Below are 21,752 nucleotides of genomic sequence, written 5' to 3'. Positions count from 1 at the left end.
ATTATGAATTTTGATCAGTTCCATGCATGGATATATAAAGAGTTAAAAGTAAATTTATCAGCGTATAAACCAGCTCAATTGAATAGAAGAATTCAAACTTTAATGAATAGAATAGGAATAAATAGTCTTAAAGAATATTCGAAATTATTAAAAACTAATTATGAAGAGAGGCAAAAATTCTTAGATTATATAACTATTAATGTTACAGAATTTTTTAGAAATCCAGAGCTATTTTCAGAATTAAATAAATTACTTAAAAAAAATATTTTGGAAAATAAAAGTAGTTTAAAAATTTGGAGTGCAGCTTGTTCAATAGGATGTGAACCATATACTTTGGCAATTATGTTAAAGGAAATTAATCCATTAATAAATCATACGATAGTTGCTACAGATATAGATAGTACTGTACTTAAAAAAGCTGAAATTGGAATTTATAATGAAAATGAAACTAGAAATATATTGCCGGTAATAGAAAAAAAGTATTTTAAGAAATTGGATACAAAATATTATATTTCTAATGATATAAAAAAATTAGTTACATTTAAAAAGCATGATTTAATTATGGATGAATATGAAAAAGATTTTGATTTAATTGTATGTAGAAATGTAGTAATATATTTCAAAAATGAAGCTAAAAAAGAAATTTTCAGAAAGTTTTCTAATTCTTTAAAAGTAGGAGGCTTTTTATTTGTAGGAGCAACGGAAAGTATATATAATTGTAAAGAATATGGGTTAGAAAAAGAATCTACATTTATATATAAGAAAATCTAAGGAGGGGTTAATTATGGATACATCTCAATATATGACAATGTTTTTAGAAGAATCAATGGAAAATTTACAAACTTTAAATGAGTCATTATTAGAGTTAGAAAAAAGTCCTGAAGATGTAGATACATTAAATAAAATATTTAGAGTAGCACATACAATTAAAGGAATGGCTGCTACAATGGGATTTAATGATATAGCCGATTTAACACATAGTATGGAAGATGTCCTATCAGAATTTAGAGATGGAAAAATGAAAGTAACTCAAAATGTTGTTACTGTTTTATTTGATTGCTTAGATACATTAGAAAAAATGATAAATATAATTGAAGAGGGTTCAGACTCTGTTATAGATATAAAAAAAATAATTGAAGATTTAGAGAAAACTAAAAAAGTGGATTTAGAAGAAAGTAAAGAGGAAGAAGTTGAAATATTAGATTCTAAAGAGTCATTAAAATTAAATGAATATGATTTATCAATAATAAAGCAAGCTATAGAAAGAGATTATAATGCTTTAGAATTGATAATAGTATTAAGCCAAACTACTTTACTAAAATCTGCTAGAGCTTTTTTGATAGTTCAGGATTTAGAACAAAAAGGTGAAATAATTAAATCAAATCCTTCTACAGAAAAAATTGAAAATGAAGAATTTGATTTTACATTAGAATTTATAATATTAACTACTAGTACAAAAGAGGAAATTAAAAGTCTTATAGAAAATATATCTGAGGTTGAAAGTGTTGAAGTTAAAAATGTAGAAATTACAAAAATGAAAAATATTAGTAAATCTAAAATAGATGAAAAAATAATAAAAGAAACTGTTGAAGTTAAACCAAAAGAAATAAATAAAGTAGAAAAAATTAAAGAAGAGAAAAAGATAAAAAATAAAAAAGTTCATCAATCTGTAAGAGTTGATTTAGAGAAAATAGATAATCTTATGAATATGGTTTCAGAATTAGTGATTTATAGGACTAGATTAGAACAAATAGTTATAGATAATAAATCAACAGAGTTAAATGAAACTTTAGAACAAGTTGGAAGAACAACATCAGAGCTTCAAGATCTTGTAATGAAGATAAGAATGCTTCCATTAGATGTTGTATTTAATAGATTTCCCAGAATGATAAGAGATGTTTCTGTTGAGCTTAATAAAGAAATAAATTTCATTATAGAAGGGGCAGATACAGAGTTAGATAGGACTGTAATAGATGAAATAGGAGAGCCTTTAATTCATCTTTTAAGAAATGCAGCAGATCATGGTATAGAGAGTAGAGAAGAGAGAATAAAGAGAGGAAAAAATCCTATTGGAACTATAAAACTTCAAGCTTATCAAGAAGGTACTAAGGCACTTATAAAAGTTACTGATGATGGAGCAGGAATAAAAGTAGATAAAATAAGAAAAAAGGCTGAAAGCGTTGGAATTTCTACTGAAGGAATGAGTGAAAATGATATAATAAATCTTATATTTGCTCAAGGATTTAGTACAAATGAAGTAGTAACTGACATATCAGGAAGAGGGGTTGGGATGGATGTTGTAAAAACAAAAATTTCATCTCTTGGTGGATCTGTAGAGTTAACAAGTGAAGAAGGAATTGGATCAACTTTTATAATAAGACTTCCTTTAACTCTTCAAATAATACAAGCTTTATTAATAAATGTTGGAGAAGAAACTTTTGCTATATCTTTAGGATTTATTGATAGAGTTATAAGTTATAGTAAAGAAAATATAAAGAAAATTAATGGAAAAGAAGTTATAATATATAGAGATGATGTAATTCCATTAGTTAGATTAAATGAAAGATTAGGTATTAATTCAAGTGATAAAAATAAAAAATTTGTGATAATAGTTAATGCTGGAGATAAAACTTTTGGACTTCTTGTAGATTCTTTAATAGGACAACAGGAAATTGTTATAAAACCTCTTGGAAGAACATTAAAAAATCTAAATGAATATATTGGTGCTACAATACTTGGAAATGGACTTGTAACACTAATTCTTGATGTTGGAGTTTTATATTAGCTTTAGGAGGGGAGTTATGGATTCATCTATTTTTACACCTATACAATTAGATGCTTTAAAGGAAGTATCTAATATAGGTGCAGGAAATGCAGCTACATCTTTATCTTTGATTTTAGGACATAAAGTAGATATGAATGTGCCATCAGTTAATATGGTGAAACTAAATGATATATATGAAGTAGCAGGAGAAAAAGAAGTATATGGAATAATATTAAGAGTGCTTGGAGATATACAAGGAAATATATTAATAATTTTTGAAAAGGAATTAGCTGAAAAAATAATAGAAGGTTTATCTGGAATGAGAGAAGAAAAAATTTCAGAGATAGGTATTTCAGTTTTAAGTGAAATAGGAAATATTATGTCAGCAGGATATATGAATTCTATATCTGAATTTACAGGACTTTCTATTAGTCCATCTGTGCCAGCTGTTGCTTATGATATGTTAAGTGCAATAATTGGTACTGTATTTTTAGAATCGTATCAATATGATGAATATATATTAGATATTGAAACTAGATTTAAAGATTCAAGTGAAAGAGATTTTGGCATAAATTTTTACTACATACCAGTGCCAGGGTCATTAGAAAAAATGTTAAAAAAGATAGGTTTAAATTAAGAATTGGAGGTAATTTACAATGGCAAGAGTATTAATAGTTGATGATGCAGCTTTTATGAGAATGATGATAAAAGATATTTTAGAGAAAAATGGGTTTGAAGTAGTAGGAGAAGCTAGTAATGGACAAATAGCTGTAGATCTTTATAAAAAGGAAAAACCAGATATTGTTACAATGGATATAACAATGCCAGATATGGATGGAATAGAAGCAGTAAAACAAATAAGAGCTTTTTCACCAGAAGCAAAAATTATAATGTGTTCAGCAATGGGACAACAATCAATGGTAATGGATGCAATAAGAGCAGGAGCTAAAGATTTTATAGTAAAACCATTCCAAGCTGATAGAGTTTTAGAAGCAGTTAAAAAAGTATTAGGATAAAATTAAAGTATAGAGGGGAATTTTTACAATGCAAATAGTTGTATTTAAACTAGGAGATGAATATTTTGCAGTTAATACTGAAAAAGTTCAAAGTATAAATGATATTATGAGCATAACAAAAGTACCAAAAGCCCCAAGTCACATAAAAGGCTTAATAAATTTAAGGGGAAGTATAAAATCTTTAGTAGATATAAACTTATTATTAAATATAAGTCATTCGGAAAATCAAGAGAATATAATAATTTTAGATGTTGATGGAGAAGAAATAGGAATATTAGTAGATAGGGTAGAAGAAGTTTTATCTTTAGATGATAAAGAATTAAGAACTTTAGATAGTGAAAGTAGTGAAGATTATATACAAGGTATAATAAAGTATGAGGATAAACTATTAATAGTAATTGATATTAAAAAATTACTAAATTAGTTAGAAATGAGGAATATATATGGCAGATGTTTTATCTCAAAGTGAAATAGATGCTCTATTGTCTGCTTTGTCTTCAGGTGAGATAGAAGCAGATAATGTTAAAGAAGAAGAAAAGCAAAAAGTTAAAATTTATGATTTTAGAAGTCCACAAAAATTTTCTAAGGAACATATAAGGACTTTAGAATTAATATATGATAATTTTGCAAGAGGAGTATCAAACTTTTTAACAGGACAATTAAGAAAGAATGTTAAAATGAAAATAGAGATGGTACAGCAAATAACTTATGATGAATTCATACATTCAGTTCAAAATCCTACAATGATGACTATATTTAAGATGCCACCACTTGCGGGAAGTTTAATGTTAGAATGTAATCCGGAATTTTCATTTTCAGTAATAGATGTTTTATTAGGTGGAAGTGGAAATAAAATAAAGATAAATAAAGAATTTTCAGAAATTGATAAAAATATAATGAAGCAAATGACAACAGAAATGATTTTATATATGAAAAATGCATGGGAAGATATATTAAATGTTGAACCAGAAGTTGAAGCACTTGAAACAAATCCAATATTAAATCAAACTTTAGCACCAAATGAACCAATTGCATTAATAACTGTTTCTGTTGAATTTGGTAAAACAATAACTTTTGTGAATTTATGTATTCCATATTTAAGTGTTGAAAAAGTTTTGGACAAGCTTGTAGTTCAATATTGGTTCAGAAATGAAGAGGAAAATGGATTACAAGAGATATCTAAAGAAAAAATAAGAGAAGGGTTAGATAAGATTGATGTTAATATCCATGCTGATTTAGGAAAATCTACTATAACTGTAGATGATTTTTTAAATCTTGTAGTAGGGGATGTTATAAGATTAGAAAGAAAGACAGTAGATCCTATAAAGGTATATGTAGAAAATGAAGAATGTTTCTATGCTAAGCCAGGGATTATTGGAAAAAATTTAGGGGTATCAATCTTAGATATAATAGATGAGGGTGTGAATTAATATGAGTAATGGTTTTTTATCGCAAGAAGAAATAGATTCACTATTAAATGGTGGAGGAAGTAGTGATAAAATAATTGGAAATGACTTAACTGAAATTGAAAAAGATTTATTAGGGGAAATTGGTAATATATCTATGGGATCAGCTTCTACGGCACTTTATCAAATAATAGGACAAAGTGTAAATATTACTACTCCAGTAGTAAGTATGACAACTTTAGGAGAAATAAAAAAGAATTTTGATACTCCTAATGTGGTTTTAGATGTTGAATATATATCAGGAATAGTAGGAAGAAATATTCTTATAATAAAGACAAAGGATGCAGCAGTTATATCAAGTCTTATGATGGGAGGAGATGGAACTGTTGAAGAAGATAAGATTTTATCAGATTTAGAATTAAGTGCCGTAAGTGAAGCTATGAATCAAATGATAGGTTCATCTGCCACATCTATGGCAACTATGTTTGCTAGAGAAGTAAATATATCTCCTCCAAGTTGTAAAATATGGAGTGATGAAAGAGATATTTTAACTGATAAAATTCCAGAAGATGAAGAGATAGTTAGAGTTTCATTTAAAATGACTATTGGAAATTTAGTTGATAGTAATATAATGCAAATACTTCCATTAAAAACTGCAAAAAAAATAGTTTCAATAATGACAGGAAATGAAGAGGAAGATAAAGAAGAAAAAATTAATACTGAAACTATAGTAGAAAGAAAAAATGATGTAATTGAAAAAGAAATAATTAATAAAAATACATCATGTAATTATACAAGATTATCTTCTGGAAATATAAATGTTGAAAAAGTTCAAGTCCATGAGGCAAGTTTTGGAAAGTTAGAAGAAAGTAAAAATAAAAGTGAAGTTCCTAATAATATTGATTTAATATTAGATGTTCCACTTGAAATTTCAGTAGTTTTAGGAAGAACTAAAAAAAGTATAAAAGATATATTATCTCTTGGAACTGGTTCGTTAATAGAACTTGAAAAACTTGCAGAAGAACCTGTTGAAATACTTGTTAATGGAAAAAATATAGCTTATGGTGAAGTTGTTGTTGTAGATGAAAATTTTGGTGTTAGAATAACAAGCATAGCTTCAAGTTCAGATAGAATAAAATCATTAAAATAACATAATTGTAGAGCAGTAAATAAAATTTACTGCTCTATTTTTATTAAAAATAATATTTTATTAATAAAACATTAATATTTATTTAGATAAAAATTTTAAAGTATTTTTTTTAGTAAACGATAATAAGTTATATAAATTTGTGGAGGAGTAAGAATGAAATTAAATGGAATAAATAATAATATAAGAATTTATTCAGTTAATAAGCTTCATGCAAAAAATAAAATAAATAAAACTTTCAGTAAAGATAAAATAGAAATATCTTCTTTAGGCAAAGTATTAAATGAATATTTAATTAATTATAATGAAGTTGATAGAGAGAAAAAGGTAGCTGAAATAAAAGAAAAAATAGAAAGTGGAACTTATAAAGTGAATTCTAGAGAACTTACAAAAAAAATATTAAAATACATGGGAGATAATGGATATGAGAATTAAGGAGGTTTTAAATGAAGAATTAAAATCCTTAAATAGATTGCTAGGACTTTTGGATAAACAATTTAAATTAATAATGAAGAAAGATATATTTGGATTAGAAGAAGTTGTAGATGAAATAAAGCTTTGTAACAAAGAAGTTGCAGAATGGGAAGTAGAAAGAAGAAAAATTACAAATGGGAATAATATGAGAGAGTTAATAGAAAAATTAGATGATGTAGAATTAGATAATATTTATAGAGAAATAAAGAAAACTCTTCATAGCTTAAAACTTCAAAAAGAAACTAATGAAATGCTTATAAGACAAGGATTAAGTTTTAATCATCAAATATTAAATATAATTAATCCGAAAAGGGATATAAAAACATATAATTCTTATGGAGCTTTAAGGAGGTAGAAATATTATGTCAGGATTATTTTCAACATTTAATATAGCAAAAAGGGGAATTAATGTTCAACAAAGAACAATAGATGTTACTTCTCATAATATTTCTAATGTGAAAACACCTGGATATTCAAGACAAAGAGCAAAAATAGAAACAACTAGAGCTCATGGTGGATTATCAACTTCAGGTATAGGAAAGGGACAAGTTGGAACAGGAGCACAAATACAAGCTATAGAAAGAGTTAGAGATTCTTTTTTAGATTATCAAGTTAGAGGAGAAACTAGCATTATAGGAAAATATGATGTTAGAAATAAATATCTATTTGAGGTAGAAACAATATTTAATGAGCCTTCAGAAAATGGAATTTCAACTTTGATGGGAAAATTCTTTGATTCTTTTCAAGAGCTTTCAAAACAACCTCAAAATTCAAATTCAAGAACAGTTGTAGCACAACAAACTTTAGCATTAACAGATGCGTTAAATCACACTTATACAAAACTTGAAGAATTACAAAAAAATGCTCAAATGATGCTTAAAAGTAATGTAGCTGAGATAAATAGTTATTTAGATCAAATAAATAGGTTGAATCAAGAAATAGTTTCAATAACAACAGCTGGACATGCACCTAATGATCTTTTAGATAAAAGAGATTTACTCTTAGATCAATTAAGTTATAAATTTAATATTCAAGTTGATAAAGGAGAATTTAATGGAGTTGATTTAAAACCAGAAAATCCAGGAGGAATGAAAGCTCCAAATCTTATATCTTCAAATCCTAGTACAGATACAGCTAGGTTTTCAATGATAACAGATATAAAAAAAGATCCAAATGATCCTAATGTACATTTAATAACATATTATAAGCGTGGAAATATGGATAGTTCAGAAAATATGCAAACTATAAAAGTAGTAGGAATGACTGATGAAGAGGCGAAAAATTTAAAAGCTTCTCGCGTTATTTGGGCTAATAATGATGGACAAGCAACTAAAGGTGATGGTTATCCAATAAAAAATGGAGAGGTTATTTCAGCATCAGAACTTATGATATTTGGTCCTTTAGATGGAGAATTATCAGGCAATATATCTATTCAAGGGGATATTCAAAAATATATAGATGAATTAAATTCATTAGCAAAAGCTATAGCTTTTTCAGTAAATGCAATTCATAGTGGACAAACATCTGCAATATCTAATTCAGGACATCCTGATATGGATTATATGCCTCTATTTGTTAATAATGATGTTGCTAAATATAATTCAGCAAATGAAATGGCAAATTTAAGAGAAATATTAGAATCTGAAAAAGAAATAACAGCTAAAAATATCACTATAAATAAAGAAATTCTTAAAGATGTAATGAAAATAAAAACTAAGACTAATGATAATTTATATGCATATACTGGACAAAACAATGTAGATGGGGATACAGATGGAAGAAGGGCACTTTCAATAGCTCAGCTTAGAAATTCAATAATGAGAATACAAGATTTTGGAACTAAAATTCAAAGTAGAGAAGATGTGTTTATTTCCTCAAAAGGAGGAAGTAGATTAGTGAATAATGGAATGGATCTTTTAAATGCAGATAATGGAATGACAATGGATTCATATTTTAAAGATACAATTGATAGATTGGGGATACAAGCACAGGAAGCTAAGAGAATGGTAGAAAATCAAGAAGAACTTCTTGCAAATTTAGAGCTTAGTAGAGCTTCAATATCTGGTGTGTCTCTTGATGAAGAAATGGCTAATCTAATACAATTTCAACATGCTTATAATGCAAATGCAAAAGTAATATCAACAGTAGATGAACTTTTAGAGGTAGTAGTAAACGGACTTAAAAGGTAAGGGGGAATTTAAATGAGAATTACAAATACAATGATGGCTAATAATTATTTAAGGGATATGAGAAAAAACTTAAATAATTTAAATACTTTAAATGGACAACTAACGTCAGGTAAAGAAATAAGAAGACCATCTGATAATCCTTTTAAAGTAGCAAGATCTATGCAACTTCATACAGACATAAATGCAAATAAACAATATAACAATAATATAACAGATACAATAAATTTTTTAGATGCAACAGATACAGCATTAAATCAACTTACAAATGTAATGCAAAGAACTAGAGAGCTTATGGTATCAGCAGGAAATGCTGCTTATGGAGAAGATGAAAGAAAAGCTATTCAAGAAGAAATAAAGCAACAAACTAGAGAAATTTCTCAAATTTTAAATACAAATTTTGATGGAAAATATATATTTGGAGGAACAAAAGGTACAAGTAAACCTACTGATGTTCAAAATGAAGAGTTAGTTTTTGTAGATAAAGCAGGAGCAAAAATAAATATACCAAATGGAGATCAAAATCAAATAAAAATGTTAAGCTCAGATTTAGTAGTTGAAATTTCTCAAGGAGTAAAAATAGAATATAACGTTACGGCAATGGAGATAGTAAACTTTAAGTCTAAAGAAGGAAAAGAAATAGATTTTAGTTTTCTTATGAAGGATATTCAATATAATTTAAAATCAGAAGATGAAAAAGATATGGATAAAGTAATAGGAGAAAATTTAAGAGATTTAGATAGTGTAATTTCAAATCTTATGCAAATAAGAGGAGAAGTTGGAGCGATGCAAAATAGAATGGAATCTGCTTTAGAAAAAAATAAAGATGAAAATTTAAATATGAAAGAATTATTATCTAATAATGAAGATATAGATATAACTGAAAAAACAATGGAAGCAGCAATGGCAGAAACAGTTTATATAGCTGCCCTTCAAACAAGTGCAAAAGTACTTCCACCAACTTTAATGGACTATCTAAGATAGAGGGGATGAAAAATATGGAGTTAAAAGAAGAAGTTATTAAAAAAAGTACAAAGGAATTAGAAGTTACTTTTAAAAAGGCATTGCCTGGCTTTGATAATTTAAAAAAGTTTGTAATAATTGAAAGTGAAGAATATAAACCATTTTGTTTTTTGAAGTCATTAGAAGATAAAAATATTTCATTTGTGATAATATCACCATTTTTAGTAGAAGAAGATTATGAGTTTAAATTAGAAGATAGAATAGTAAATGGATTAAAAGTAGATGATTCAAAGGATATACTAGTTTATTCAACTGTTACTTTAAATAGTGATATAAGAAAAATAACAGCTAACTTATCAGCACCAATTGTGATAAATATTAAAAATGGATTAGGAGAACAAATAATTTTGGATAACCCAAAATACAGGATAAAACATCAAATAAAAAAGGAGATGTAAAGTATGTTAGTGATTAGAAGAAAAGAAGGAGAATCTGTCATTATAGGTGATGACATAGAAATAAAAATAGTTGCACTTGAAAATGGTACAGTTCAAATAGGTATTGATGCACCTAAAGAAATAGAAATACTTAGAAAAGAGTTATATAAAGAAGTGGAAACTGAAAATAAAAAAGCAATGGATTTTGATTTAGAAATGCTTAAAAATATAAAATTAAAATAGTGGGGTTAAATATGGATATCAAATTTTTAAATGATAATAGTTACGGAGGATTTGATATTTACAGAAAAGAAAAAATAGCAGAAAACACTAGTGGAGAAAAAAGTTTAAAAGTAAGTGGGGATAAATTAAGTGTAAGTGATTTAGATAAATCCATAAAAGAATTAAATAAATATTTAAAAAAAGATAATACTTATGCGGAATATAAAGTACATGAAAAGCTTGGAGATATAATGATAAGGATAATAGACAAAACTAGCAAAAAAGTAATATTAGAATTTCCACCAGAAAAGATAATAGATATGATTGCTAAGTTTTGTGAAGAAGCTGGAATGATAATAAATAACAAGGTTTAATTTTATGGAATATAGGTTAAATAAAATTGATACTGATATAAGAAGAAAGATAAAGGATGAAACTAAAAATGGAAAAATCCATAAATTAAATAAATCAACAGAAATCAAAATTAACTATAAAGATGATAAGGAAAAAGAGAATAAAGAAAAAAATAAAATAGTTAAAAATTATGTAACTATAGATGGATATATAAATGAAAAACTTAATATAGAAGGAGAAAAAGACATAGATAAAGATAATTCTATAGGAACTATTTTAGATATGAAAGGGTAGTGAGATAAATGTATAATAATGCATACAATGTATATAAAAATAATAGTATAACATATGCTTCTAAAGATCAGCTTTTACTTATGATTGTAGATGGAGCAGTTAAATTTTCTAAAATAGCAAGAGAGGCTTTAAAAGAAGGAAATGTAAGGAAAGCTCATGAAAATTTAATTAAGGCACAGGATATTTTTTCAGAACTTATGATTTCTTTAGATACTAATTCTGAGGAATGGGCAAAAAATATATTTAATATTTATGCATTTATAAAAGAAAGCTTAGTTAAAGCAAATTTAAAAAAGGATATAGAAGAGTTAGAAAAGGTTATACCATTAATAGAGGAAGTAAGAGATTTATGGTATGAAGTAGAGAAGAAATCTAAAAAATAATATGAGAGGTGGAAAATTTGAGAATAACAGGTCTTGCAACAGGATTAGATACAGATAGTTTAATAAAAGATATGATGAAGCCATATAAGACAAGAGTTGATAGAGTAAAGCAAGATAAATCATTATTAGAATTTAGACAAGAGATGTATAGAAACACTATAAAAGAAGCTAATAGTTTTTATAATAAATATTTTACTACTAATAGTGAAAATTCACTTATTATGAGTAGTGCTTGGCAATCAGTATCTTTTGAATCAAGCAGTGGAGCAGTTTCAGCTACAGGAGGAACTGGAGCTGAAGCAATAAATTATAAAGTAAATGTAGAAAGCTTAGCTACTAATACAAAAAATATTTTAAATGAAAAAGATATTGAAAACATTGAAACATTAAAAGTTAAAATGAAAGATAAAGAAATTGAAATAAGTTTAACTAAGAAAAATGATAAGGGCGAAGAAGTAAAACTTAGTAATGATGAAATAATAAAAGAATTAAATTCTAAGTTTAAAAGTGAGGGTATTGAAGTAACTGCAAAGTATTCAGAACTAGCAGGAGGAATTGTTCTTTCTTCAGATAGAACTGGAAAAGAAACTGATTTTGAAGTTTTAGGTAAAAAGGTTAATGAAACAGATTTTAATTCTATTGGAGAGAAAATAGAAGGTAAAAATGCTAAAGTTATTATAGATTATGGTGGAAATAAACCTTATGTATATGAAGGAAAGACAAATTCAGTAACTTTAGATGGAGTAACTTTTAAATTTAATGATGTTACAGATGGAGAAGTTAAATTAACAGGAAAAACTGATGTAACTAAAACGAAAGATTTAATAGTTAATTTTATAAATGATTATAATAATTTAATAGGTAATATAAACAAGTTAACAAATGAAAAAAGAGCAAGAGATTATCTTCCTCTTACAGAAGAACAAAAAAAAGAGATGAGCGAAGATGAAATAAAACTTTGGAATCAAAAATCTAAACAAGGTTTATTAAGAAGAGATTCAGATTTAGAAAGAATATCTAATAATCTAAAACAGACTATGAGAAAAACAATGGAAGGAATAAATTTAGAAAAAATAGGAATAAGTCCAGTATCTGATTATGGAGATAAAAATGGAACCTTTACTATAGATGAAAAAAAATTAGAGGAAGCTTTAAAAGCAAATGGAGCTGAAATAAAAAATTTATTTATAGGAAATGAAAAAGGTTCAAAAGGAATTTTATCAGAAATGAAAGATACTCTTTATAATGAGTTTGAGACAGTTACAGCTCCACTTATGAAAAAAGCAGGTATGGAAAACTCTGTTACTTCATTTAATAATGATTTAACTAAAGAAATGCAAAAAAAAGAAAAATTAATCGCTGAAATGGAAAAAGATTTAAAAAGAAGAGAAAATGCTTTTTATCTTCAATTTTCTAGGCTTGAAACTCAAATGTCTAAATTGAATAATCAAAGCTCATATCTAATGCAACAATTAGGAATGGTGTAGTATAGTGATAGATAAACTTTTATTAGAATATAAAGAAATAACTGAAAAAGCTATTAAGGATATTGATTTAGATAAAGATATAGAAGAATCCATAGAAAAGAGAGAAGATATAATAGAAAAGCTTAAAAAAGAAGATGTAATAGATAGTTTAAAAGAGTTTAATAAAACTTGGGATATAGAAAAGCATGAAAAAATTCTTTTAAGAAAACTTGAAATTAAAAAAAATGAAGTAAAAAAAGAGTTGGATTTAATTAAAAGAAGAAAGCTTATGAGAAATAATTATAGTTATGGTGTAAAGAAAAATAGTTTTTTAAATAAAAAAATTTAAAAAATCTATAAAGTATAAAAATTATAAATCGATAAATAAGTATAAAACTTAAAAAGTTTTAAATAAAAATAAATTAATAAAAGACAAGGACGTCTTAAGTTAAAATTCAGGGAGGAATTTATTATGATTATTAATCACAACATGAGTGCTATGAACGCTCACAGGCAAATGGGGATCAACAACAACATGCAAAGTAAGGCAATGGAAAAATTAAGCTCAGGTCAAAGAATCAATAGAGCTGGAGATGACGCTGCAGGACTTGCAATATCAGAAAAAATGAGAGGCCAAATCAGAGGGCTTGAAGGAGCTTCAAGAAATGCTCAAGATGGTGTTTCTTTAATTCAAACAGCTGAAGGCGCTTTAAATGAAACACATAACATGCTTCAAAGAATGAGAGAATTAGCAGTTCAAGGGGCAAATGACACAAATGTAGAGCAAGATAGAGAAGCTATCCAAGCAGAGATAACTGAATTAGCATTGGAAATAACTAGGATTGGTGAACAAACACAGTTTAATGGTCAAGCATTATTAGATGGAAGTTTTACAGGTAAACTTCAAATTGGTGCAAATACAGACCAAAGTTTAGAAATTACAATAGAAGATATGACAGCGGCAACTTTAGGAGTAGAAGGTTTAACTGTCGATAATCATGACGATGCTACAGCTGCGATTACAACTATTGATGATGCTATAAAAACTGTTTCTGAACAAAGAGCAAATTTAGGAGCACTTCAAAATAGATTAGAGCACACTATTGCAACTAATGATAATTCAGCTGAAAATTTACAAGCAGCAGAATCAAGAATTAGAGATGTAGATATGGCTAAGGAAATGTTAAACTTCTCTAAAGCTAATATCTTATCACAAGCTTCTCAAGCTATGCTTGCTCAAGCTAAACAAGTACCTCAAGGAGTACTTCAATTATTAAGATAATACCTAAAATAAAAACTCTAAGCATTTTTGCTTAGAGTTTTTTTTATAAAGTTTTTATATAGTGTGACGAAAATAAAGTAGATAAAACTTATGAAAGGAGTTTTTAATATGAGGTTAAATACAAATTTAAATTCTCTAAATATTTTTAGAAATCAAAAAAAGAATGAAATAGATAATGCTAATGCTCTTAGAAAAATATCTTCAGGAAAGAAAATTTTATCAGCTAAAGATAATCCAAATAAAATAGGGCAATCAGATGAATTAAAAATTAAAATAAAATCATTACAAATGGCAGAAAAAAATCTTCAAGATACTAATTCTATGCTTCAAGCAACAGATGGGTCTTTATCTGAAATAAGTAACCTATTATTAAGAATGAAAGAGCTTACTGTAAAAGGCGCAAGTGATATTAATAATGAATCAGATAAAGAAATTATTCAAGCAGAAATAGACTATATAAAAGATAGTATTGATGAAATAATTAAGGGATCTTCATTTAATGGAAGAAGTTTAATTGGAGATATTAAAGTTAGTGACAATAATTATCCTAATAATATAAAAACAACTTCAGGGGCATTAAGTGATGAAACTATAACTATTCCAAAATATAATTTAAAATCTCAAAATATAGTTGATTCTAAAGGAAACTCTATAAGAGATATAAGTATAAAAACTTTAGAAGATTCAAATAGAGCAATAAAAACTGTTGATGATGGAATAGCTTTAGTTGGTAATGTTAGAAGTATTTATGGATCAATTCAAAAAAGAGTAGAAAATGGAGCTGAATATTTAAATTCTGTAAATATAACAAGTGAAAAAGCATTAAGTGCATTAGAAGATTCTGATATAGCATTAGAAATATTTGAATATTCAAAGTCAGATATATTAATAAACGCAAGTATGGCATTAATGTCTCAAAGCAATAAATTACCTAAAGAAATATTAAGTATTTTAGAAAGAATAAGAAAATAATAATGAGAAGTTAAATCTAAAATAAGATTTAACTTTTTTTTATTTTAAAAAGAAATTTTATAACTTTGTAAAATTAAATAGAAAAAATTTGTAAAATAAATTATAATATAAATGTATAATGTTAATAATAGATGAAATTATTGTAAAATTTAATACATAAAATTTTAGACGAGGAGTGTGAAAAATGACTATTAAAGCTATAAATTCATCAGATTCATATAGTTTATTGAAAGAAGGATTAAAAGCTTCAAGTCTTAGAGGAAAAGCTATAGCTAATAATATAGCAAATATAAATACTAGAAATTACAAAAGAGATACTGTTGTTTTTGAAGAAAATTTAAATAAAGCTATAAGTGATTTTAAATTAAAAAAAACAAATTCAAAACATTTAGAAAATGGGGATAATTTAGGTAACATAACTTTAGCAAAAGATACATCAACTAGTATGAGAAGTGATGGAAATAACGTTGATTTAGATATAGAAAAAACAAATCAAGCATCTAATACTCTTAAGTTTAATGCTTTGGTACAACAAGCATCAGGGAAACTTAATAATATTAGCTATATAATAAGAGGTGGGAGGTAATTAAATGAATGCGTTTTCAACTATGAGGATAAGTGCGAGTGGGCTAGCTGCTGAAAGGCTTAGAATGGACACTATTGCATCAAACTCAGCAAACTCTATGACAACTAGAGGGGAAGATGGAAAGCCTTATGTAAGAAAAATTGCAGTTTTTAAAGAAGCTTTAGATTCAAATTTAAAAGGAAATGGAGTACAAGCTGTTGGTATAGTAGAGGATAAATCACCTTTAAGAAAAGTTTATGATCCTGGACATGTTGATGCTGATGAAGATGGATATGTATTAATGCCAAATGTAAATGTATTAAATGAAATGGCAGATATGATTGCAGCAACTAGAGCTTATGAAGCAAATATTGACACTTTAAATGCTAGTAAAAGTATGTTTATGAAAGCTTTAGAAATAGGTAAATAATTAGGAGGAAGTTAAATGGTCATTAACGGATTTACGCCAAATGAAGAGATATTTCAAAATGGTAAAAAAGAAAAAGCGAAAGATATAAGTTTTTCTAATAAATTTAAAGAGAAATTAGATGAAATAAATGAATTACAACTTATTTCGGAAGAAAAACAAACTGGATTTATAAAAGGAGAAGATGTAGATATTCATGAAGTTATGCTTGCAGGACAAGAAGCAAAACTTTCATTACAATTTGCAGTTGAGGTGAGAAATAAGATAGTAGAGGCTTATCAAGAAATAAACAGAATGCAGTTATAAAAGATTGGAGCAGAGAAAAATGAGAAAGCTTAAAGAAGTTTTTAAAGGGGTATGGGAAAAATTTAAATCTCTTGGTAAAGGTGTGAAAATAGCTCTTATAGTAGCTCTAGTTTCAATAATAATAGCAATAATAATGTTGCTTTTTTATAATTCTGCAAATAAATATAAAGTATTATTTTCAGATTTGGATCCAAATGATGCACAAATAGTTACTAATCAATTAAAAGAAAATAAAGTAGATATGAAAGTTCAAGGAAATAACATACTAGTTAATAAAGATGAAGTTGATAGATTAAGGTTAGAATTAGCTCCACAATTATCAGAAGGAAGCAAAGGATATGAGCTTATGGATAATAGTAGGTCATTTGGGATGACAGATGAAGAATTTAATTTAAAGAAACAAAGAATGCTCCAAGGGGAGCTTGAAAGAACTATAAAAAGCTTTCCGCAAGTAGAAGATGTTAGAGTTCACATAACACCAGCTAAAGATTCTGTTTTCGTGGAAAATAAAGAACCAGGAAAAGCAGCAGTTATTTTAAATGTGGGAGGAAAGCTTAATACAGAGCAAGTAAAATCTATAGTTTCACTTGTATCAGGTAGTATACAAAATATTCCTAAAGAAAATATTGAAGTAATAGATCAAAATATGAATCTTTTATCTCAAGGGATAGATTATGAAAATGGATTAAGTGCAGGTGGAGTAAATTCATTAGATACTCAATATAAAAGTGAAAGAGATTATGAAGAAAAATTACAAAAAGAAATAGTATCACTTTTAGAACCTGTTTTAGGAAAAGGAAAAGTTAAGGCAACAGTAAATGTTGATTTAGATTTTGATTCAAAGAAAAAAACTGAGACAGTTATAGATCCAAATAAAGTTATAGTAAGTCAACAAATTATAAGTGAAGGAAATTCAACTTCAAATGGAGCAACAAGTGAAAGTCCGGTAGATAATAATATGAGTAATACAATAGGAGAAAATAATTCAGGTGTAAAATCGAGTAAAAATGAGCAAAGCACAAATTATGAGAGTGGAAAAACAGAAACTCAAGTAATAAGTGCACCAGGAGAAGTTAAGAGATTAACTGCTTCTGTAATAATTGATGGTAATCTTGATACAGGAACTATAAATACTATTACTCAATCTGTAGAAAATGCAATAGGGCTTAATTCTGAAAGAGGAGATAAAATATCAGTTGCAAGTATGGATTTTGATCCAGCTATAAAAATGGAACAAGAAAATCAAATAAAAGAATTTAATGAGCAATTAAAAAGAGAAAAAATTATAAAACTTGTTATGTTAGTTTTAGGAATAATTTTAATTATAGGATTAATTATATTCTTAGTTAAATTTATTAATAAAAAGCGAGAAGAAAAAGAAGAAAAAAGATTAGATGTAGTTGTTGGAACAGAAGATTTTAAAAACTCTGAAAATATGTTTAAACCTATTGATTTTGGAAATGAAAATGAAAAATTACATCTTGAAAATGAAGTTAAAAATTATGCAAAGGAAAAGCCTGACCAAGTAGTAGAAGTTATTAGGTCTTGGTTATCAGAAAATGAGAGGTGATAATTATGGCTAAAGATAAAAGTAAAGCCACTGGAGTTCAAAAGGCTGCATTATTATTTATAACTCTTGGCCCAGAAATATCTTCAGGCATTTTAAAAAGATTACCTGAAAGTGATATTCAAAAAATAACATATGAAATTGCAAATATAACTAGTGTTAACTCAGATGATAGACAAGAAATTTTAAATGAATTTCTACAAATAAATAAGGCACGTGAATATATTTTAGAAGGTGGTATGGAATATGCAAAACAACTACTTTCAAAAGCTTTAGGAAGTCAAAGAGCTATGGAAATATTAGAGAAAGTTTCGGAGGCAACAGCCCAATATAGACCTTTTTCTATTGCAAGGAAAGCTGATGCACATCAATTATTAAATGTAATAACATCAGAGCATCCTCAAACTATAGCATTAATACTTTGTTATCTTCAAGCTGATAAAGCAGCTCAAGTCTTATCAGAATTACCTGAAGATGTTCAAAGTGATGTAGCTTATAGAATAGCAACAATGAATAATACATCACCTATGGTTATACAAGAAATAGAAAAAGTATTAGAAAACAAGTTATCTTCTGTTGTAAAAACAGAAATGACAGCTTTAGGTGGAGTAGATACTCTTGTTGATATATTAAATCAAGTTGATAGAACAACTGAAAAGAATATTACAGAAGGCCTTGAAGGGGAAGATCCTGAACTTGCTGATAGAGTTAAAAGTTCTATGTTTGTCTTTGAGGATATTATTACTCTTGATGATGTTTGTATTCAAAAAGTTCTTAGACAAGTTGAAAGTAAAGAACTTGCACTTGCACTTAAAGGATGTTCTGAAGAGGTTGCACAAGCAATTTATAGAAATCAATCTAAGAGAGCAGCTGCAGCATTGAAAGAAGATATGGAATTCTTAGGACCAGTAAGACTTATGGATGTTGAAAAAGTTCAACAAAAAATTGTTGGTATTATAAGAAGATTAGAAGATTCAGGAGAGATTATTGTTTCAAGAGGTGGAGAAGATGCAATTATCATCTAGTGTAACAAAAAGTGCTTATGCAGTAAAAGGGAAAAAAATAGAAATATCAACTAACTATAAAAAAGAAAGTGAAAAGCCTGAAGTAGAAGAAAATAACATAAAAGAAGAGTGTTATAAAGATGTTGCAAATGAAATATTAGAAAGTGCTAAAAAAGAAAAAGAAAAAATAATAATGCAGGCTATGGAGAGAGCAAGCAAACTAGAAAGAGAAGGCTATCAAAAAGGTTATAAACAAGGGTTATATAATGGAATTGAAGATGCTAAAAAAAAAGCTAAAGAAGAAATAATTCCTAAAGCTATTTCTATTTCAGAAGAGATAGTTCAAAATGCAGAAGAAATTTTAAAAAAGGCAACAGAAGATTATAATAATTATTTAAAATCAAAAGAAAAAGAAATTAAGAAATTATCTTTTACTATAGCAGAAAGAATATTAAATAAAAAAATAAATGAAGATGAGTTTTTTATTTCAATGATAGAAAATGCTCTAGAAGAAGCAAAAGGAGAAAAAACTATACTAATAAAATGTAATGAAGTTAATATCCCTATAGTAGAGGAAAATATAGAAAGATGGAAATTAACTTTAGGTATAAAAGAAGGAATATTTTCTATAAAAGATAATTTGCCAGAAGGAGAAGTTATTATTGAAAAAGAAACAGGAATAATAAAAACTGGTATAGAAATAGGGTTAGAAAAATTAAAAGAAGAGTTATTGGGTAGGTAAAACTTATGATAAATATTGATTTTGAAAATCTAGAAAAAAAGATCAGAGAAAAAAATACAATCTATGTAGAAGGTAAAGTAAGAAAAGTCATAGGATTAACTATTGAAGTTAAAGGAATAAAAGCTTTTGTTGGAGAACGTTGTTTAGTGTATAACGAAGCTGGAAAAGAAATTGACTGTGAAGTTGTAGGATTTAGAAATAATTATGTTATTTTAATGCCACTTGGAGAATTAATAGGTATATCACCTGGATGTAAAGTAATTCCTACAGAAAAACCTTTAAATGTGAAATGCTCTTTTGACCTTTTAGGAAAAATATTAGATGGGCTTGGTAATCCTTTAACTAATGAAGTTTTAGATAAAGGAGAAGAATATCCACTTGATAATCAGCCACCAGATCCATTAAAGAGAAAAAGAATAAAAGATATTATTCCTACAGGCGTAAGAGCAATAGATGGATTTATAACTTGCGGAGAAGGTCAAAGAATAGGGGTATTTGCAGGAAGTGGAGTTGGAAAATCAACAACTTTAGGAATGATTGCAAGAGAGGCAAAAGCAGATATAAATGTTATAGCGCTTATTGGAGAAAGAGGTCGTGAAGTATTAGAATTTATAGAAAAAGATCTTGGTGAAGAAGGAATGAAAAAAACTGTAGTTGTTTGTGCAACTTCAGATAAACCAGCTCTTATAAGAATAAAAGGAGCATTAACAGCAACAGCTATTGCAGAGTACTTTAGAGATAAAGGAAAAAAAGTAATTCTTATGATGGATTCAGTAACAAGATTTGCAATGGCTCAAAGAGAAGTTGGGCTTGCTATTGGAGAACCACCAGCACAAAAGGGATATACTCCATCTGTATTTGCAATGTTACCTAAACTTATGGAAAGGTCAGGGACATCAGAAAAAGGTTCTATTACTGCATTTTATACTGTTCTTGTTGATGGAGATGATTTTAATGAACCAATAGCAGATACAGTAAGAGGAATATTAGATGGTCATATTGTTTTATCTAGAAAATTAGCACATAAAAATCATTATCCTGCAATTGATGTATTAAATAGTGTAAGTAGACTTATGTCTCAAATAGCTGAGGAAAATCATAAAAGATCAGCTTCTATAGGAAGAGAACTTTTAGCAGCATATACTGAATCAGAGGATTTGATAAATATAGGAGCTTATATAAAAGGCTCTAATAAAAAAGTTGATATGGCAATACAATATCATGAATACTTGGAAGCTTATTTAAAACAAGGGATAGATGAAAAATCAGATTTTATTGATAGTATAAATAAATTAACATCAGTTTTTAAGTAAAGGATTGATAACTTTTGGGAAGCGTAAAATATGAATTTAAACTTCAAAAACTTTTAGATTTAAGAGAAGAAAAGGAAGAAGAGAGTAAAAGACTTTTTAGAGAAAGTATGAAAGCTTTAAATAAAGAAAAAGAAAAATTAAATATTATAAAAGAGGATATAAAGAAATATAGTGGTATAAAAACAGATGAAGATTTAATTTATCAGAAGATAAAAAGAAATTATTTAAAAGCTTTAGAAATTGGGAAAAAAGAAGCAGAAAAACAAGTAAAAATAAAAGAAAAAGAACTTTATTTTAGAAGAGAAGATCTTATAGTGAAACAAAAGGAACGAAAAACAGTAGAAAAGCTAAAAGAAAAAGATAAGGAAAAGTTTTTTAAAGAGTTAGACAGAATGGAATCTATAAATAATGATGAGTTTGCACTTTATAGTTACATAAGAAATATTGAAAGGAGGTGAAAAA

General features: G+C 27.1%; 28 protein-coding genes. All 28 read left to right on the top strand.

Translation table 11 applies throughout. The annotated features are described in order from the left end of the window. Positions 1–3: 3 nt before the first annotated feature. Positions 4–771 (top strand): CheR family methyltransferase, encoded by a 768-nt coding sequence (locus tag HMPREF1092_RS07410; RefSeq protein ID WP_002598029.1) that lies wholly within the window; start codon positions 4–6, stop codon positions 769–771. A gap of 13 nt (positions 772–784) precedes the next feature. Continuing rightward, positions 785–2,785 carry a chemotaxis protein CheA gene (locus HMPREF1092_RS07405; RefSeq protein ID WP_002598028.1) on the top strand — a complete coding sequence of 667 codons (2,001 nt, stop codon included), beginning with the start codon at positions 785–787 and terminating at the stop codon, positions 2,783–2,785. A 16-nt stretch (positions 2,786–2,801) separates the two neighbouring features. Then, the gene (locus tag HMPREF1092_RS07400) at positions 2,802–3,401 is read left to right on the top strand and encodes a chemotaxis protein CheC (protein ID WP_002598027.1); all 600 of its coding nucleotides are present in this window, start codon (positions 2,802–2,804) and stop codon (positions 3,399–3,401) included. Positions 3,402–3,420: 19 nt separating this feature from the next. Continuing rightward, on the top strand, positions 3,421–3,780 hold the full coding sequence (locus HMPREF1092_RS07395) for a response regulator (RefSeq protein WP_002598026.1): 360 nt from the start codon (positions 3,421–3,423) through the stop codon (positions 3,778–3,780). Positions 3,781–3,808: 28 nt separating this feature from the next. Further along, on the top strand, positions 3,809–4,204 hold the full coding sequence (locus HMPREF1092_RS07390) for a chemotaxis protein CheW (RefSeq protein WP_002598025.1): 396 nt from the start codon (positions 3,809–3,811) through the stop codon (positions 4,202–4,204). A 19-nt stretch (positions 4,205–4,223) separates the two neighbouring features. Further along, a complete protein-coding gene (gene fliM / locus HMPREF1092_RS07385; RefSeq protein WP_002598024.1) occupies positions 4,224–5,210 on the top strand; it encodes a flagellar motor switch protein FliM in 987 nt (328 codons plus the stop codon). A 1-nt stretch (position 5,211) separates the two neighbouring features. Beyond that, the gene (gene fliY, locus HMPREF1092_RS07380) at positions 5,212–6,336 is read left to right on the top strand and encodes a flagellar motor switch phosphatase FliY (protein WP_002598023.1); all 1,125 of its coding nucleotides are present in this window, start codon (positions 5,212–5,214) and stop codon (positions 6,334–6,336) included. A gap of 153 nt (positions 6,337–6,489) precedes the next feature. Further along, positions 6,490–6,768: a flagellar biosynthesis anti-sigma factor FlgM gene (flgM, locus tag HMPREF1092_RS07375; RefSeq protein ID WP_002598022.1), complete on the top strand. Its 279-nt coding sequence runs from the start codon at positions 6,490–6,492 to the stop codon at positions 6,766–6,768. Next, complete coding sequence (locus HMPREF1092_RS07370) at positions 6,758–7,162, top strand: flagellar protein FlgN (RefSeq protein ID WP_002598021.1); 405 nt, start codon at positions 6,758–6,760, stop codon at positions 7,160–7,162. The genes flgM and HMPREF1092_RS07370 overlap by 11 nt, the downstream gene beginning before the upstream one ends. A 7-nt stretch (positions 7,163–7,169) precedes the next feature. Next, positions 7,170–8,996 carry a flagellar hook-associated protein FlgK gene (gene flgK / locus HMPREF1092_RS07365; protein ID WP_002598020.1) on the top strand — a complete coding sequence of 609 codons (1,827 nt, stop codon included), beginning with the start codon at positions 7,170–7,172 and terminating at the stop codon, positions 8,994–8,996. Between the two features lie 12 nt (positions 8,997–9,008). Further along, positions 9,009–9,977 (top strand): flagellar hook-associated protein FlgL, encoded by a 969-nt coding sequence (flgL, locus tag HMPREF1092_RS07360; RefSeq protein ID WP_002598019.1) that lies wholly within the window; start codon positions 9,009–9,011, stop codon positions 9,975–9,977. Positions 9,978–9,991: 14 nt separating this feature from the next. Then, positions 9,992–10,414 carry a flagellar assembly protein FliW gene (fliW, locus tag HMPREF1092_RS07355; protein ID WP_002598018.1) on the top strand — a complete coding sequence of 141 codons (423 nt, stop codon included), beginning with the start codon at positions 9,992–9,994 and terminating at the stop codon, positions 10,412–10,414. A gap of 3 nt (positions 10,415–10,417) precedes the next feature. Further along, positions 10,418–10,636 carry a carbon storage regulator CsrA gene (gene csrA, locus HMPREF1092_RS07350; protein ID WP_002598017.1) on the top strand — a complete coding sequence of 73 codons (219 nt, stop codon included), beginning with the start codon at positions 10,418–10,420 and terminating at the stop codon, positions 10,634–10,636. A gap of 11 nt (positions 10,637–10,647) precedes the next feature. Then, positions 10,648–10,989, top strand: coding sequence for a flagellar protein FlaG (locus HMPREF1092_RS07345; protein ID WP_051070318.1), 342 nt, complete (start codon positions 10,648–10,650; stop codon positions 10,987–10,989). Positions 10,990–10,993: 4 nt separating this feature from the next. After that, positions 10,994–11,263 carry a hypothetical protein gene (locus HMPREF1092_RS07340; RefSeq protein ID WP_002598015.1) on the top strand — a complete coding sequence of 90 codons (270 nt, stop codon included), beginning with the start codon at positions 10,994–10,996 and terminating at the stop codon, positions 11,261–11,263. Between the two features lie 8 nt (positions 11,264–11,271). Continuing rightward, the gene (fliS, locus tag HMPREF1092_RS07335) at positions 11,272–11,646 is read left to right on the top strand and encodes a flagellar export chaperone FliS (RefSeq protein ID WP_002598014.1); all 375 of its coding nucleotides are present in this window, start codon (positions 11,272–11,274) and stop codon (positions 11,644–11,646) included. A 17-nt stretch (positions 11,647–11,663) separates the two neighbouring features. Continuing rightward, positions 11,664–13,133 carry a flagellar filament capping protein FliD gene (fliD, locus tag HMPREF1092_RS07330; RefSeq protein ID WP_002598013.1) on the top strand — a complete coding sequence of 490 codons (1,470 nt, stop codon included), beginning with the start codon at positions 11,664–11,666 and terminating at the stop codon, positions 13,131–13,133. 4 nt (positions 13,134–13,137) lie between these two features. Continuing rightward, positions 13,138–13,461 (top strand): hypothetical protein, encoded by a 324-nt coding sequence (locus HMPREF1092_RS07325; RefSeq protein ID WP_002598012.1) that lies wholly within the window; start codon positions 13,138–13,140, stop codon positions 13,459–13,461. Positions 13,462–13,584: 123 nt separating this feature from the next. Continuing rightward, entirely contained in the window at positions 13,585–14,394 is an 810-nt protein-coding gene (locus tag HMPREF1092_RS07320) for a flagellin N-terminal helical domain-containing protein (RefSeq protein WP_002598011.1), read from the top strand. Positions 14,395–14,502: 108 nt separating this feature from the next. Next, positions 14,503–15,366 carry a flagellin gene (locus HMPREF1092_RS07315; protein WP_002598010.1) on the top strand — a complete coding sequence of 288 codons (864 nt, stop codon included), beginning with the start codon at positions 14,503–14,505 and terminating at the stop codon, positions 15,364–15,366. A 184-nt stretch (positions 15,367–15,550) separates the two neighbouring features. After that, complete coding sequence (gene flgB, locus HMPREF1092_RS07310) at positions 15,551–15,952, top strand: flagellar basal body rod protein FlgB (protein ID WP_002598009.1); 402 nt, start codon at positions 15,551–15,553, stop codon at positions 15,950–15,952. A gap of 4 nt (positions 15,953–15,956) precedes the next feature. Next, on the top strand, positions 15,957–16,361 hold the full coding sequence (gene flgC, locus HMPREF1092_RS07305; protein WP_002598008.1) for a flagellar basal body rod protein FlgC: 405 nt from the start codon (positions 15,957–15,959) through the stop codon (positions 16,359–16,361). 15 nt (positions 16,362–16,376) lie between these two features. After that, positions 16,377–16,664, top strand: a complete 288-nt coding sequence (gene fliE / locus HMPREF1092_RS07300; RefSeq protein ID WP_002598007.1) for a flagellar hook-basal body complex protein FliE — start codon at positions 16,377–16,379, stop codon at positions 16,662–16,664. Between the two features lie 19 nt (positions 16,665–16,683). Further along, positions 16,684–18,234, top strand: a complete 1,551-nt coding sequence (gene fliF / locus HMPREF1092_RS07295; RefSeq protein ID WP_002598006.1) for a flagellar basal-body MS-ring/collar protein FliF — start codon at positions 16,684–16,686, stop codon at positions 18,232–18,234. A 5-nt stretch (positions 18,235–18,239) separates the two neighbouring features. Then, entirely contained in the window at positions 18,240–19,256 is a 1,017-nt protein-coding gene (gene fliG / locus HMPREF1092_RS07290; RefSeq protein ID WP_002598005.1) for a flagellar motor switch protein FliG, read from the top strand. Further along, positions 19,240–19,977 carry a FliH/SctL family protein gene (locus HMPREF1092_RS07285; protein ID WP_002598004.1) on the top strand — a complete coding sequence of 246 codons (738 nt, stop codon included), beginning with the start codon at positions 19,240–19,242 and terminating at the stop codon, positions 19,975–19,977. The genes fliG and HMPREF1092_RS07285 overlap by 17 nt, the downstream gene beginning before the upstream one ends. Positions 19,978–19,982: 5 nt before the next feature. Further along, positions 19,983–21,290, top strand: coding sequence for a flagellar protein export ATPase FliI (fliI, locus tag HMPREF1092_RS07280; protein WP_002598003.1), 1,308 nt, complete (start codon positions 19,983–19,985; stop codon positions 21,288–21,290). 14 nt (positions 21,291–21,304) lie between these two features. Next, the gene (locus HMPREF1092_RS07275; RefSeq protein ID WP_002598002.1) at positions 21,305–21,748 is read left to right on the top strand and encodes a flagellar FliJ family protein; all 444 of its coding nucleotides are present in this window, start codon (positions 21,305–21,307) and stop codon (positions 21,746–21,748) included. Positions 21,749–21,752: the final 4 nt, after the last annotated feature.

Source organism: Clostridium thermobutyricum (genome assembly GCF_000371465.1).
Lineage (GTDB): Bacteria > Bacillota > Clostridia > Clostridiales > Clostridiaceae > Clostridium > Clostridium thermobutyricum.
This window is presented reverse-complemented; position numbering and strand designations above follow the sequence as displayed.

Bases quoted from the DNA above. Each gene is read 5' to 3' on its own strand.
- HMPREF1092_RS07410 (WP_002598029.1), top strand. From the start codon at position 4: ATGAATTTTGATCAGTTCCATGCATGGATATATAAAGAGTTAAAAGTA.
- HMPREF1092_RS07405 (WP_002598028.1), top strand. From the start codon at position 785: ATGGATACATCTCAATATATGACAATGTTTTTAGAAGAATCAATGGAA.
- HMPREF1092_RS07400 (WP_002598027.1), top strand. From the start codon at position 2,802: ATGGATTCATCTATTTTTACACCTATACAATTAGATGCTTTAAAGGAA.
- HMPREF1092_RS07395 (WP_002598026.1), top strand. From the start codon at position 3,421: ATGGCAAGAGTATTAATAGTTGATGATGCAGCTTTTATGAGAATGATG.
- HMPREF1092_RS07390 (WP_002598025.1), top strand. From the start codon at position 3,809: ATGCAAATAGTTGTATTTAAACTAGGAGATGAATATTTTGCAGTTAAT.
- fliM (WP_002598024.1), top strand. From the start codon at position 4,224: ATGGCAGATGTTTTATCTCAAAGTGAAATAGATGCTCTATTGTCTGCT.
- fliY (WP_002598023.1), top strand. From the start codon at position 5,212: ATGAGTAATGGTTTTTTATCGCAAGAAGAAATAGATTCACTATTAAAT.
- flgM (WP_002598022.1), top strand. From the start codon at position 6,490: ATGAAATTAAATGGAATAAATAATAATATAAGAATTTATTCAGTTAAT.
- HMPREF1092_RS07370 (WP_002598021.1), top strand. From the start codon at position 6,758: ATGAGAATTAAGGAGGTTTTAAATGAAGAATTAAAATCCTTAAATAGA.
- flgK (WP_002598020.1), top strand. From the start codon at position 7,170: ATGTCAGGATTATTTTCAACATTTAATATAGCAAAAAGGGGAATTAAT.
- flgL (WP_002598019.1), top strand. From the start codon at position 9,009: ATGAGAATTACAAATACAATGATGGCTAATAATTATTTAAGGGATATG.
- fliW (WP_002598018.1), top strand. From the start codon at position 9,992: ATGGAGTTAAAAGAAGAAGTTATTAAAAAAAGTACAAAGGAATTAGAA.
- csrA (WP_002598017.1), top strand. From the start codon at position 10,418: ATGTTAGTGATTAGAAGAAAAGAAGGAGAATCTGTCATTATAGGTGAT.
- HMPREF1092_RS07345 (WP_051070318.1), top strand. From the start codon at position 10,648: ATGGATATCAAATTTTTAAATGATAATAGTTACGGAGGATTTGATATT.
- HMPREF1092_RS07340 (WP_002598015.1), top strand. From the start codon at position 10,994: ATGGAATATAGGTTAAATAAAATTGATACTGATATAAGAAGAAAGATA.
- fliS (WP_002598014.1), top strand. From the start codon at position 11,272: ATGTATAATAATGCATACAATGTATATAAAAATAATAGTATAACATAT.
- HMPREF1092_RS07320 (WP_002598011.1), top strand. From the start codon at position 13,585: ATGATTATTAATCACAACATGAGTGCTATGAACGCTCACAGGCAAATG.
- HMPREF1092_RS07315 (WP_002598010.1), top strand. From the start codon at position 14,503: ATGAGGTTAAATACAAATTTAAATTCTCTAAATATTTTTAGAAATCAA.
- flgB (WP_002598009.1), top strand. From the start codon at position 15,551: ATGACTATTAAAGCTATAAATTCATCAGATTCATATAGTTTATTGAAA.
- flgC (WP_002598008.1), top strand. From the start codon at position 15,957: ATGAATGCGTTTTCAACTATGAGGATAAGTGCGAGTGGGCTAGCTGCT.
- fliE (WP_002598007.1), top strand. From the start codon at position 16,377: ATGGTCATTAACGGATTTACGCCAAATGAAGAGATATTTCAAAATGGT.
- fliF (WP_002598006.1), top strand. From the start codon at position 16,684: ATGAGAAAGCTTAAAGAAGTTTTTAAAGGGGTATGGGAAAAATTTAAA.
- fliG (WP_002598005.1), top strand. From the start codon at position 18,240: ATGGCTAAAGATAAAAGTAAAGCCACTGGAGTTCAAAAGGCTGCATTA.
- HMPREF1092_RS07285 (WP_002598004.1), top strand. From the start codon at position 19,240: ATGCAATTATCATCTAGTGTAACAAAAAGTGCTTATGCAGTAAAAGGG.
- fliI (WP_002598003.1), top strand. From the start codon at position 19,983: ATGATAAATATTGATTTTGAAAATCTAGAAAAAAAGATCAGAGAAAAA.